The sequence below is a fragment of the Candidatus Phytoplasma solani genome (genome assembly GCF_041729705.1).
Lineage (GTDB): Bacteria > Bacillota_I > Bacilli_A > Acholeplasmatales > Acholeplasmataceae > Phytoplasma > Phytoplasma solani.
The window spans coordinates 555,532-568,718 of sequence record NZ_CP103788.1; the positions used below are offsets into that span (position 1 = coordinate 555,532).

Consider the following 13,187-nt stretch of genomic DNA (forward strand, 5'->3'; position numbering starts at 1 on the left):
AAGTAGCTATCTTAGAAATTAAACTCCAAAAAATTGAAAAAATTAAAGAAAAACAAGAAGAAGAAATCAAACAAATCAAAGAACAACTAGAAAAAGAGAAATAAATAAAGTAAAGAAAGCGAGGAATTAATATGGCAAAAAAAATAATTAAAACCAAAAAAACCAAACCAAAGGCGATAACTTCTAAAAAAGTTATCCCTCGAAAAATCAAAAAACCAAAAAAAACAGCTAAAAAAACAACCACCAAACCAACTATAATTAAAAAAAATCCAACAATAATTACTAAACCAACCCCAAAAACTCACACAAAACCAATTACCAAAACCACCCCCCCACAACCTACAAAAATAATTGTAGAAACTCAACAAAAACAAGATAATTGGTTTGTAAAAATAATTAAAATATTAGTAAAAGCAATTATCGTATTATTGCCTATCTTATTAATTGGAGTTGGTATTTGTTGGGTTCTTTTTAAATTCTTCCCTGAATTAGCTTCAAAATTTGGCGGAGCATTTAAAAATTTAAAAGATGCCTGTCATAACATAAATGACAAAACCGCAGAAGCATTAGAAAAAATAGGAATTAGTCCTCAACATTCTTCTACCGTTTCAAAAATTTTATGGCTAATAGGCGGATGTCTACTTGCAGCTGCATGTTGTTTCATCCCATTTGTAGGACCTTTAATCGGAAGTTTGGTTTTAGTTGCAACTATCACTTATGTATCAATAACTTCATTAACAGATAAAACACCCCAAACCCCACCAACTAACAACTCCCCACCTCAACAACTAGAAAATAAAAACGAAAACCCGCAAATAAACCCAAACACTCTCACACAACACCACGAAGAGGCGATAGAAACAAACAATAACGACGAACCCCAACAAATGGAATCTCAAAAAAAAAAAAAACAAACAAATCAACTGAATTAACTAATAACCCCCAAACTCCTCAACTAAATATGCAACAACCAATTCATAAAGAAAAAGAAGAACATAAAAGAAATTTATTAAATCCTGAAATGCAGAAACAAGTTGAGGAGTTAATTCAACAAGAAAAAGCAAAAACTAAAAAGTTGGAGAACGAAAAAAATTATCTTGAAGCCAATTTACAAGCTCAACAATTAGAGATATTAAACCTCAAAAATCAAAGAGATAATTTAGATAATCAACTTAAATCAAAGCAAAAAGAATTAACAGATAATCAAGAATTAACTGATGAAGAAAAAAATAAATTGCAACAAGAAATTAACAATATACAAAATGATTTAAACCAACAAATCCAAAATACCGAAAACAAACACAAAGAAATCGAACAATTACAAACTCAAACATCACAATTAGAAAACCAATTATCTTCAAATAAACAAGACTTAGAAAAACTCCAACAACAAATTAACCAAAAAGAAGAACAACTAAACCTCAAAGAACAACAATTAATCAGTCAAATTAACTTATCAAATGAAGAAAAACAACAACTAAATTCAGAAATCAATAACTTAAAAACTGATATTAACCAAGAAAAGGTTAAATTTGAAGTTCAATTATCTCTCAAAGAAGAAGAAATCGAACAATTAAAACAAAATGAAGCTAATCTAAAACAACTATTAACCCAAAAACAAGATGAAACAACAAGTCTAAGAGAACAACACGTAAAAACTTTGGAAGAAATCCAAAAACAAATAGATAATTACAAAAAAATGGTTTTAGAACTAGAAACTGAAACCCAAAACCTAAAAGAACAAATTGCAAAAAACAACGAAAATGCAAATAAACTACAACAAGAATTAAACAACAAAGAAACTCACATCAAAGCCTTTAAAAACGAAATCCAACAACTAGAAATTAAAGAACAAGGATTTAGAAATGAAATAGATACTTTAAAATTGGAAAACAAAAACCTAAAAGAAAAATATACTAACGATTTAAACAAAATTCAAGAACAACTAAACACATCTAAAATCGAAAACGAACAACTAGAAAAAGAAATCAAAGAAATTCAAGGTGAATTGGTTAAAAACGGTAATGAAAACAAATCATTAGTTAATCAATTAAACAATAAACAAACTCAAATCAAAGACTTAAAAAGTAAAATCAACACTCTAGAAGCCAACGAAACCCAACTCCAAGAAATAATCAAACAAAAAGATGAAGAAATAGCCCAACTACAACAAACCATCCAAGAACAAGCAGAACAAATTATGAAACTAACTGCTGAAATTGAAGCCAACATGGAAACTTTCAAACAACAAGCAATCAAAATCCAACAACTAGAAGGAGCAATTGCAGGACTTGAGGGCGCAAGCGGTTCATTAGGATTCGTCAACAAAGAATTACAACATGAAATCGATAAACTAAAAGAACAATTGAAAGCCGAACAAGACGCACATAAAGCAATGAAAGAGAAGTTAGATAAACAAATCCTCGATTTAGAAACCACACAATCACAATTAACCAACAAATCCCAACAACTAACCACCAAACAAAGCGCTTGGCAAGAAGGAGTAGAAAGAACAGGGGCAGTTATTTCAACAACAGTTGCAGTTAAATCAGGGGCTGTTTTTGGTGCCTCAGTTGGTTCTGTTCTTGGGCCTGTTGGAACTGTTGTTGGTGGACTTGCTGGGGCAGCTTTAGGTGGTGCCACAGCTGTTGCATCAAAATGGTCTACATTCTCTAAATGGTTTGGGTGGTAACAATAATGCATATTTTTTTGCATTATTGTTATATTTGTGTTAAAATGATGATAAGTTCAAATAATAAAAAAAGGAATCAAGATTAGAATGGAGTTATTTAAGATATTAACTATTATAGGTATTTTGGGTATTATTTTTGGATTAATCCCTTTATGGATTTGGTTTATTCAAAAACGAGAAAATACAAACAGGATTAAAAAAGTCAATATAAAGACAGCTTTGATTGTTTATTATGTCATGATGTCTATTATAGTTCTTGCTTTTGGAGTGTTTTTGTTTTTAGATATAAAATATGATATCACCAAAACAAAACCAAAAATTTACCCTATCCCCACCACCAAAATAGAAACACATGATGAATGGTTTGAAGCCAAAGGTATAAGATATGCATACGATGATGAAAATCATAAATTAAAAAAAAGCAACGAATTAGAATATTGGTTTAAAGGTGTTAAAATCGAAGGTACTCCCGTGATTAAAAGAACTTACACCTTCTACGGATTAAACGGCCTTGGACGCGGACACCACTACTCACACGAACCAACCGACCTCGCGCCATTCGTCAAAAACCCATTTGACAATTGGTATGATGGAAATTTAACAGTAGATAATTTTGTTTGTTTCCACACAAAAAACAAAGACAAAGACTCACAATTTAATGACAAAATGATTGTAGACCCATCGAATCACTACATAGAACTTAACTACAAAGGCCCTAAATGGTTACTCGAAGAAGATAAAGACTTTTTCATGGATGAAGTAAACTGCATTTCAAACAAAAGAGACGAAAACAATCTCCACTTCATAAACAAAACCTACTACCTCCACTTCAACCCCAAACAAGGTTATATAACCCTATACACCCAAAAATTTAATACAAAAGAGAAATAAATAATTAGAAAGCGAGAAATATTAATGTTTAAATTAAAAAAAGAGAGTATTTTTTTTAAAATAATTTTATTTATTGGTTTAGGATTATTTTTAATTACTAATAGTCATAAAATTATGGCAATTAATATTGAAGATATTCCCACAAAAACAAATATGCAAATTCACGATATTTTTCTAGAAAAAGTAGAAGATATATCATATTATGTAATAAATAATAATTATTTTGAATGTTTTACTTCTTTAACTTTAGAATATCCATGCTATAATGGAACAAACACTCAACATGAACTTAGTTGGATGATTAAACCACCATATTATTGGATAATCCAACAAAAACCTGTTAAATTATTGTGTGTTGTGTTTGATAAAGGAATTAGAGATAAAATGGATGATAAATACACCTTAGAAGATTTGATTCAAATGGGAAATGGCGCTTCAAATATGTATATTTTTTGGTTAAAAAAACCATTAAATTTAAATTCTAAAATCAATGAAACAAAAAATATAAAAGATATAAATAAACAAATTTATAATCATCTAGAGATAAAATTTCAAAAAAAAGAAATAGGTAAAATAAATAATCAATTAAATTTATTGCAAAACCAAAAATCACAATTAGAAAACCAATTATCTTCAAATAAAAAAGATTTAAATAAATTAGAGCATGAAATTAATCAAAAACAGGCCGAGGTTGAATCAAAAAAGCAACAATTAATCGAGCAAATTAATTTATCAAAAGAAGAAAAAAAACAACTAAATTCAGAAATTAACACTTTAAAAACTGATATCAACCAAGAAAAAGTTAATTTTGAAGTTCAATTATCTCTCAAAGAAGAGGAAATCAATCAATTAAAAAATAAATTAAAGTTATTAAAAGCAGAATTAGAAAACGAAAAAATAAAATATCAAAAAAAAATAATAACTTTAGAACAAAAAATAAATACTTATTCAGGAATTTTAGATTCATTATATAAAAAAATTTTTCATTTTTAAAGAAATAATAAAAATTAGAATTTAAAAAATAACTCTAGCTTTATTTTTTTATAATTGACAAACAAATTTACAAAAGAAAATAAATAAACTTCTTTAAAACAACAATAAAATCTTTTTAGGAAGGTTTATTGTTATTTTTTTTTAATGCAAAATACATCAATAAACAGTTTTTTTTAACAATAGCAACTTAAAAATTAAGGATATGTTAACAAAACGGAAATGAGCTTAGAAATGGAGAAGAAATTAAAATCATATTCTTTGGATACTAAATTAAAGGCTGTTGTTTTGAAACAGGAAGGGAAAAAATGTAAAGAAATTCAAGAAAAATTTAAAATTAAAAATCGTAGTCAAATTTATAAATGGGTTTGGTTATATAAATTATATGGTGCATCTTATTTTGACAAAGAATCAAAAGAGAAAGAATCAGAAAATGAAATTAATTTGATTAAAAGAAAAATCAAAATAAAAGTTAATGCTAGTTTGAAAAAGAATAGAAAATTGTATTTAGAAATTATTAATGAATATAAAGATGACATTTCATTGAATCAATTAACTAAATGGTTAAGTATTTCTAAAAATAGTTATTATAAGTGGATAGAACAAAGTAATCATCCGAGACCGCACAATGACTTAGAAAAAGCCTTATTTCAAATATGTAAACAAAATTCATATATTACTACTGATGGCAAAAGAAAAAGACGCCTTGGATATCGCATAGTTCATCAAAAATTAATTGAACTTAAATTCAAAATCAATCCTAAAACCGTTTTAAAAATGATGCATAAATTTGGTTTGTTATCACAAAGGATTCAACGAAAACCTCAATATTATTATGATTTATCGGTTCAAAAAGAAAATAATTTAAAAAATTTAATACAAAATAATTATCACGCAACAATACCTTTTGAAAAATTATGTACTGATATTACTTATATTACTTTTGGGCCGAAAAATAAAAAAATATTTGTTTCAGTAATTTTAGATTTATTTAACCGAGAAATTATAGGATTTAACATTTCTAAGGTTGCTGATGTTAATTTTGTGATTGATACTTTGAAATGCATACCTAAATTAACAAATCCTTGCGTTATCCATTGTGATAGAGGAAGTGTTTATACTTCTAAAAGGTATAAAGCTAATTTAAAAGAAAATAATTTAATCGCTAGCTATTCGGCAAAAGGTATGCCAACTGATAATGCATGTATGGAATCATTTTGGGCCAACATGAAACGCGAAACCATCCATTATGAAAAGATGCAAAAATTAAATGAATTACAAATTGAAGAAATCATTAGTGATTACATTAGGTATTATAATATTTATCGCAAAATGAAAGTTTTAAATTATTTATCACCTTTAGAATATAAAAATAAAAATCTTAAAAATTAAATTAAATAATAAGCCCTCTTTGATGGAGGGCAATTTGTGTAGTTTTTTTATAACTAAACTATTTTGGTTATTTAATTTGGAACCAAAATAGTTCTAAAACGAATTATTTTGCCCCTTAATGACGTTTTATATATTTTTTTGAGGTTTACTTCAAACAATAAATTTGAAACACCTTAAAAACAATTATTTTAATTCTTTTTTATTTTTAATGTTGCAATAAAATATTTTCATGATATACTAACAGTAGATAAATTCATTTTAAAAAGGAGAAAATTATGAATAATCAAAATAATGAAATCACTATTTTTGATGTCGCCAATTATATTATTAAAAAAAATAAGAGTGCCATCACAAATATGAAATTACAAAAATTAACTTATTATACATATGCTAAATATTTAGTTGAAAATAATCAACCAATTTTTAATGAACCAATCGAAGCATGGCTTCACGGGCCTGTTTTTCCTAATTTATATAATGAATTTAAACGTTATACCTATAAACCAATTTGTCGCGGAGCTAAAAAAGGAGAAGAAAAAAACTTAACAAACAATCATCGTGTTTTAATCGATAGAATAATAGAATTATATGGAAATAAAGCAGCTACTAGTTTATCTAATTTGACGCATCAAGAAGCTCCTTGGCGATCGGCTTGGGATAATAACGAAGATTGGTCTAAAAATGTTATTAAAAACGAAATAATAAAAAATTATTTTACAAAAAATTTCAAAAAAATAAAGTAATCTGATGAGTTCAAAAACTAAATTTCGTTATTCCTTTGTTAAAAAATATGCACCTTATAAAAATTTTAAACGTTTTAAAATTTTACAATTTTTTGAAGATATTCTTTATCCTTTAGACAAACCTATACAACATAATAGTTTTCAAAGCGTCATAAATAGCGATTTTCATTTTCATGAAGTTAAAGAACATAAACTTATTAACGAAGGTTTTAAAAAAATTGCAAAACTTGCAGAAGGTGAAACAGTTTATCAATTAAAAACTACAAAACAAAGTCGTTTATTAGGTTTAAAATTAAATAATATTTTTTATATTCTGGGTTTTGATCCTAAACATGAATTATATTAATTTATTTAATAAATCTAAAAAAATTAAGACCCTCATTTAATCGAGTGTCTTTTTTTTATTTTTAAATAAAAAAACCATTTCCCCAGCGACGTTGAACGTCGCTTTCCTTATTTAACTATTTATCACAAAACAAAACCTCAAATACCCTTAAAACACATTATTTTGTCCCTATATGACGTTTTGGGGTGTGTTTGTATGGGGTGGCCCTTCAAATAATAATTTTCAATCTCTTTAAAAGCTATTATTTTGATTTTAATATTATAAAAATAGTATTTCTTACATAATTACGTAAAAAAATAATTTTATTTGTATTTTAGTGTTACAAGTATATTATTTTAATAGTATAATATATATGAGTTAAATATATAAGAAGAAATAAAACTTTTAAAGAGTTTTATTTCTTCTTATATTATATATATACATATATTATACTATTATAAAATAAAACTTGTCATTTGATATAAAATTTAAAAAATAATAAATATTATTGTTTTATTTTCGTTTTGTTGTTTAAAAAACTGTTTTCATGATATAATAATAGTAATTAATAAGCAATTTGGTTTTTCGAAAAAAATCATATTTTTTTTCGATAAAATTGTTGCTCTCAACTGGTTCTATTTTCGTGGAGCTTATCAATTCCAGGTTTTCTGTTAATTAGATAAACTAACCAAGACAAAACTCATATCTTGTTAGACTCTGGACATTCGGGAGTTCTTTCAGTAGTTTTACCCGTTAGGTTAACGAATTACATCTGCTTTGTCTTCTTAGGTCATTTCAGCCTTATCCATGGAACATTTGATGGCATTTCTTCTTGGGTTCTCACTACTAACTGACCCTCAATTCGCTTTTATGAGTTGCTGTAATTTGTTATTCTTTCGAATAACTGACCGACTATATCCATTCAGTGTTTATCGGCGTTAGCTATTGGTTAGATAGCTCGATATTTAGGCCTCTTTGGCGCCCAGAGAAATTTATTGTAGATTGGTGTGTTTGGTTGTCTGTCTGGTGTTTCTGAGCGTCTTTGATTGGTTTTGCTCGTTAGTTTTTTTTTGGATAAGTATTAAAGTTATAACAACAACAAAAATGATAACAGCAATAACTATACCAATGATAATTAATGGTGTTTTGGAATTTTTAGGTGGTTGCAGATAGCTCGGGTAATTTGGGTTTCGATCCGGATAATTAGAGTTTGGATAATTCATTTTTAGCAAACTTCTCTTTTTTAATTTTTTGATAACCTTATTTTATAGTAATTTACCTCAACTAAAAGATTACTATATTTATAATATATATCAAAAAAACAACTTTTTTGACTGGTAAAATGAATTTAAAATGTTTTTGTTGGTTTTTTATGAGTATTTTTAAAATGAATTTTGATTGCCAGTTTAGCTGTCCTTGCTTATGGGAGTTTGGATTTTAATTTAATGATTTTGTGATTTTTTTTGTTAATAAGAAGATGTTTATAAACCTTAGTTTAAATGTCAAACCAAAAAAACTAACTTTGTTAAAGGTTAGTCTTTGAAGCGCATTAAATTTTAAATTAATAATTCTTTACAAAGTTAATTGAACTGTCCGAATACATAAATTGTAGTTTTGTTTTTTGGTCCGGTGGCATTTATTTACAATTTTTTTATAACAGTGTATTATCAACGACTCTATTTGCTGGTTAAAAATACTTTGGCGCCCTATTTTTTCTTTTTAAAAGTGAATAAAATTACTTTTTATTAATAAAAATTTATAAAAAATATCAACTATTATTGTAAAATAAAATAGAGAATTTTAGTTCAAAAATATCAAATAATTTTGATAATTTTTTTATTAAAAAAATAAAAAAGAAAGTATACAAATGAGAATATTACCATACGAATTATATCAATATGCTCCTGATTTATCATTATGTGCTTTAAGAAAAGAATTTGGAATGTATGATTATTGTTTAAATAAAAATATTAAAAATCAAGGGATGCAACCTTTTTTAGATATGGGAAGAAATTATTTTAATTTATCTTTTAATAAATGGATTTTAGAAATGAATAAAAGGGGTCATTACGTAAATACTTTTCATTCTTTTTATAGTCATAATATTGCTTATAAAGAAATAGAAACAAATTTTTTTTTGATTTTAGAATGTTGTATTCAATGGGAAATCAAACAATTTCTGCCTTATGAAAATAATTTATCTTGGTATCAAATAGCCTTTCAAAAAATTAATTCCAATAAAATCAAAAATAATTTCAATTTTACAATTTATCAAAAACTAATGATTTGGTATAAAAATCATTTTATTCAATTAAATAAAAAAGGATTAATGAAACCTAACAAATTAAATATGGCATCTATCATTTCATTTTTTTCAAATCAATGTTTAAAGTAGTTATTAAAATCAAAAAATTACGAATAAATCTCGGTTGTTATTTAAAATAATTTGATTCATTATCGCAAATAAATATTGACGTTTATTGAAATAAATCTTTATAAATTTAAATTTTTCATTTTATTGTTTGGGTTAAAATAAGAGTTTTTTTATTAATTAAAAAAAATTATCTTCAATAAAATATGAATCATAATTAATAAAGTTAATAATAATAAAAATTATTAATTTTAAACTAACGTTGCAAGACCTCAAAGCATTAACAAAATTAATAAGGTATTTTAAAAAATGTTAATTTTTTCAATTGATTTTAAAATTAAGAAATAAAAAAGATAAAACAAAAGGCGACTAAAATTAAATATTTTTTATAACACCTTAAAAAAAAACAAAAAAACAAATCATAGAAAAGCAATTTCAAAAAATAACAAATAAAAAAATCACTGAATCACTAATAACTACAAAAAAATGGTTCTTCATATTTTTATGAAGAACCGTGCAATGATACATTATATAATAACGAAGATAAAGTAATTGTATTTTGAAAATAGAACTTGTCTTTCTACTGTTTAGGAGAAACGATTCTTGCCAAAAACTACACAAACAAGTTTCAAGCACTAAGCTTTCCATAATTTACTCTCTCCATATTCACCTAATAAAATAAATAAACCACCTATTAAAAGCCCTAATATTCCGAACCTTGAGCGATAGTATTTTGCTAATTTAATAGTTTAATAACTGCTTTTAAGATTATTCAAGTTACTCTAAATATCTACCTTAAATCTTTTGGATTTTGATTTCTCGTTGAATTAGTAATTCTAGGTTTTGCTTAGTTGATAAACTAACCAAGGACTAGTTAATACCTTGTTAAACTCTAGACTTACCGGGGTTCTTTCAGTAGTTTGATCTGCTAGCTTTTCTTCTTAGGACATTTCAGGTTTATCCATGGAATAATTTGGTTGCAAAATCCTCTTAACTTAACTACTAATTCGTCTCAATCCGTTTTTATGGTTTGCTGTAATCATGTATTCTTTCAAATGAATGACTGACTAAATCCATTCAGAGTTTATTGGAGTTGGCATTAGTTAAATAACACGATATTTAAGACTCTTTGACGTCTAATAAAGTTTGTTGTTTTTTTCAATAACATATTTTTTGTTACCAAAATCTATTAATTTACCATTTTCTCATATATCATGATACTTTGTTTGAAACCTGAAGTGTTATAAAAAAAGAATTGATTACGAATTTCTAAATTCTTTTGATTTTTTAAAAATTCTTTAAATAAATTTTGTCTTAACATTTGAATCCTTTCTAAAAACGTTTTTAGAAAAGATATGAAAATTATTTTAGTCTTGAAAATAAAAAAAGACTAACTTAATAGTTAGTCTTAAAAAATTTTTAAAAAATAAAAAGTGTCTAAACTTTTGGAACAGGGCACTGTTTAATTTTAAAACTTAGAAAAGAAGGAAAATATTTTGATTAAAAAAAGAGATTTAATTTTAGAAATAAAAGATATTGGTAAAATATTTACTAATAAATTTGAAGGATTAAAAGGTATTTCTTTGCAAATTTGTAAAGGAGAAAGTTTTGGATTAGTAGGCGAATCTGGAAGTGGTAAAAGCACTTTAGGAAAAATTATAGCAGGTATTCTTAAAAGTAGTAAAGGCCAAGTTTTTTATTTTAATAATCCAAAAAAATACTTAATTGAACAAGGTTATAAAAAAAATATTGCAAATAATAAAGATAAATCAAGATTCCAAGAAGTGCAGATAATTTTTCAAAACTGTGATGCATCTTTAAACCCTAAAATGATTGTTTATGATTTAATTGCTGAAGGGTTAATAGTTCAAAAAAAATATAGTAAACAAGAAATACATGCGAAAATAAAAGAAATAATTCATTTAGTGGGTTTAAAAGAAAGCGATTTATCCCGCTTTCCTCATGAATTTTCTGGAGGACAAAAACAACGGATTGTTATTGCAAGAGCTTTAATTGTAAAACCAAAAATTATTATTGCTGATGAACCTGTTTCTGCTTTAGATGTCTCTATTCAAGCCCAAATAATCAATCTTTTAAATGATTTAAAAAACATTTAGGATTAACAATTATTTTTATTTCTCATGATTTAGCAATAGTTAGATATTTTTGCGACCGTTTAGCTGTGATGCATTGTGGTTTTTTAGTTGAACAAGGAAACATAGAAGAAGTTTTTAAAAACACTAAACACGCTTACACTAAGCAACTATTGCAAGATTCAACTCTAAATTAATTAAAAATCTAATATATGAAAAAAAACCAGCTTTTACGAGTTGGTTTTTTTGTTAGGTTAAATATAATCTTTGAAAATAGGTTTTATAAAGGCTTAATAATTTAGGTAAGCAAATGATATTGTTTTCTATATTGAAAAAAAGCATTTTTTTGGGAGTCTGAATAAAACTTTAATCTTTGATGTCTATCAAAATTACTAAAAATTCCGAATATTTTTAACCAACATTGATGATAAAAATTATTGATTAATTTTATTATACTTAAAAAAAATTAAATATGGTAGTATTTAATTTTACTAAGTAATTAGGAAAATAAAATTTTATAAGATAACAAATTAACCTTAAAAGAAGTACTTTTTATTATATAATAATTAAGTAAGATTTTTTAATTAACTTTTGTATATTATTCTTATAAGATGGAGTTTTAAAATGTTTCAATGGTTTAAAAAGAAATTTTTTCAGAACAAAAATAACGATAAATATCAATTAGGTTTGCAAAAAACAAAAGATCATTTTGCCAACTTTGAAACTCTTTTAAAAGAATCCAAAGATATTCATCAATCTTTATTGTCGTCTTTAGAAAACCTACTAATCGAAAGTGATTTCGGTATTAAAACGACTCTTTTTTTAATGCAAGCCATCAAAATTCATCTTAATGAAAAAAACATCAAAGAAGCACAACTTTTACCAGCCATTATTATAGAAAAGATGTTTGACTTGTATCAAAAAGAAACAAAAAAACACTTAGACGAATCTCAAAACCAAAATGATGAGATAACAAATAAAAACAAGTTATATCAAGAACCCAAAAACGAAAAAAATCCTAAAATGTATTTATTTGTGGGGGTTAATGGAGTTGGAAAAACAACTACTATTGCCAAAATGGCTGCTAAATTAAAACAAGAAGGCAAAAAAGTTCTTTTGATTGCAGGCGACACTTTTCGTGCAGGAGCAATTGAACAATTAAAAATTTGGGGCAATCATACCGAAATTGAAGTTTTTTATAAAATGGGTTCAAACAGCCCATCAAGTGTTATTTTTGAAGGGTTGCAATTAGCCAAAAAAAATAATTATGATATTGTGTTGTGCGATACTGCAGGAAGGTTGCAAAACAAAACTAACCTCATGCAAGAATTAGCCAAAATCAAAAGAGTTATTTTAAAACACTTGCCTTTAGCGAATTTGCAATCTTTTTTAGTTTTAGATGCCAACACAGGACAAAATGCCCTCAATCAAGTCAAAATATTTAACGAAGCAGTTAGTTTAACTGGGGTTATTTTAACCAAACTTGACGGAACTTCTAAAGGTGGGATTGTCTTTTCAATTAAGCATTTATATCAATTACAGACTAAATATATTGGCTTAGGGGAAAAAGTAGAAGACCTGGTGGAATTTGATATCAAAAACTACCTTTTTCATTTATTTAAAAATTTTTTCCCTGCGCACGTTTTACAATAAATTAAAAAAGTGATTTTAACACATTAATAACATTAAA

At 25.9% G+C, this 13,187-nt stretch carries 12 protein-coding genes; 10 read left to right on the forward strand and 2 right to left on the reverse strand.

Annotation, left to right across the window (positions count from 1 at the left end):
• Nucleotides 1–131 precede the first annotated feature (131 nt).
• From psc1_RS02705 to psc1_RS02735, 7 genes are all read left to right on the forward strand, one after another.
• On the forward strand, nucleotides 132–932 hold the full coding sequence (locus psc1_RS02705) for a hypothetical protein (RefSeq protein ID WP_373375545.1): 801 nt from the start codon (nucleotides 132–134) through the stop codon (nucleotides 930–932).
• A gap of 29 nt (nucleotides 933–961) precedes the next feature.
• Nucleotides 962–2,692 (forward strand): hypothetical protein, encoded by a 1,731-nt coding sequence (locus psc1_RS02710; RefSeq protein ID WP_373375546.1) that lies wholly within the window; start codon nucleotides 962–964, stop codon nucleotides 2,690–2,692.
• Between the two features lie 87 nt (nucleotides 2,693–2,779).
• On the forward strand, nucleotides 2,780–3,583 hold the full coding sequence (locus psc1_RS02715; protein ID WP_373375547.1) for a hypothetical protein: 804 nt from the start codon (nucleotides 2,780–2,782) through the stop codon (nucleotides 3,581–3,583).
• 24 nt (nucleotides 3,584–3,607) lie between these two features.
• Entirely contained in the window at nucleotides 3,608–4,576 is a 969-nt protein-coding gene (locus psc1_RS02720) for an SVM family protein (RefSeq protein ID WP_373375548.1), read from the forward strand.
• 219 nt (nucleotides 4,577–4,795) lie between these two features.
• Nucleotides 4,796–5,965, forward strand: coding sequence for an IS3 family transposase (locus psc1_RS02725; RefSeq protein ID WP_373375549.1), 1,170 nt, complete (start codon nucleotides 4,796–4,798; stop codon nucleotides 5,963–5,965).
• A 275-nt stretch (nucleotides 5,966–6,240) separates the two neighbouring features.
• A complete protein-coding gene (locus psc1_RS02730; protein ID WP_373400969.1) occupies nucleotides 6,241–6,708 on the forward strand; it encodes a Panacea domain-containing protein in 468 nt (155 codons plus the stop codon).
• A gap of 4 nt (nucleotides 6,709–6,712) precedes the next feature.
• Nucleotides 6,713–7,054, forward strand: a complete 342-nt coding sequence (locus tag psc1_RS02735; RefSeq protein WP_373375552.1) for a hypothetical protein — start codon at nucleotides 6,713–6,715, stop codon at nucleotides 7,052–7,054.
• Nucleotides 7,055–8,025: 971 nt separating this feature from the next.
• Here psc1_RS02735 and psc1_RS02740 read toward each other — a convergent pair.
• Entirely contained in the window at nucleotides 8,026–8,256 is a 231-nt protein-coding gene (locus psc1_RS02740; protein ID WP_208936815.1) for a hypothetical protein, read from the reverse strand.
• A 644-nt stretch (nucleotides 8,257–8,900) separates the two neighbouring features.
• On the opposite strand from psc1_RS02740, the gene psc1_RS02745 reads away from it, so the two are divergent.
• Nucleotides 8,901–9,428 (forward strand): hypothetical protein, encoded by a 528-nt coding sequence (locus tag psc1_RS02745; protein ID WP_023161616.1) that lies wholly within the window; start codon nucleotides 8,901–8,903, stop codon nucleotides 9,426–9,428.
• A 1,165-nt stretch (nucleotides 9,429–10,593) separates the two neighbouring features.
• Here the strand turns inward: psc1_RS02745 and psc1_RS02750 are convergent.
• Nucleotides 10,594–10,725, reverse strand: a complete 132-nt coding sequence (locus psc1_RS02750) for a hypothetical protein (RefSeq protein WP_373375553.1) — start codon at nucleotides 10,723–10,725, stop codon at nucleotides 10,594–10,596.
• Nucleotides 10,726–10,900: 175 nt separating this feature from the next.
• Between psc1_RS02750 and psc1_RS02755 the strand changes: the two genes are divergently transcribed.
• Nucleotides 10,901–11,521, forward strand: coding sequence for an ABC transporter ATP-binding protein (locus tag psc1_RS02755; protein WP_373375554.1), 621 nt, complete (start codon nucleotides 10,901–10,903; stop codon nucleotides 11,519–11,521).
• A gap of 600 nt (nucleotides 11,522–12,121) precedes the next feature.
• Entirely contained in the window at nucleotides 12,122–13,150 is a 1,029-nt protein-coding gene (ftsY, locus tag psc1_RS02760) for a signal recognition particle-docking protein FtsY (protein WP_023161375.1), read from the forward strand.
• Nucleotides 13,151–13,187 lie beyond the last annotated feature (37 nt).

Bases quoted from the DNA above. Each gene is read 5' to 3' on its own strand.
- psc1_RS02750 (WP_373375553.1), bottom strand. From the start codon at position 10,725: ATGTTAAGACAAAATTTATTTAAAGAATTTTTAAAAAATCAAAAGAAT.
- psc1_RS02740 (WP_208936815.1), bottom strand. From the start codon at position 8,256: ATGAATTATCCAAACTCTAATTATCCGGATCGAAACCCAAATTACCCG.
- psc1_RS02720 (WP_373375548.1), top strand. From the start codon at position 3,608: ATGTTTAAATTAAAAAAAGAGAGTATTTTTTTTAAAATAATTTTATTT.
- psc1_RS02745 (WP_023161616.1), top strand. From the start codon at position 8,901: ATGAGAATATTACCATACGAATTATATCAATATGCTCCTGATTTATCA.
- psc1_RS02725 (WP_373375549.1), top strand. From the start codon at position 4,796: ATGAGCTTAGAAATGGAGAAGAAATTAAAATCATATTCTTTGGATACT.
- psc1_RS02705 (WP_373375545.1), top strand. From the start codon at position 132: ATGGCAAAAAAAATAATTAAAACCAAAAAAACCAAACCAAAGGCGATA.
- psc1_RS02735 (WP_373375552.1), top strand. From the start codon at position 6,713: ATGAGTTCAAAAACTAAATTTCGTTATTCCTTTGTTAAAAAATATGCA.
- psc1_RS02730 (WP_373400969.1), top strand. From the start codon at position 6,241: ATGAATAATCAAAATAATGAAATCACTATTTTTGATGTCGCCAATTAT.
- ftsY (WP_023161375.1), top strand. From the start codon at position 12,122: ATGTTTCAATGGTTTAAAAAGAAATTTTTTCAGAACAAAAATAACGAT.
- psc1_RS02715 (WP_373375547.1), top strand. From the start codon at position 2,780: ATGGAGTTATTTAAGATATTAACTATTATAGGTATTTTGGGTATTATT.
- psc1_RS02710 (WP_373375546.1), top strand. From the start codon at position 962: ATGCAACAACCAATTCATAAAGAAAAAGAAGAACATAAAAGAAATTTA.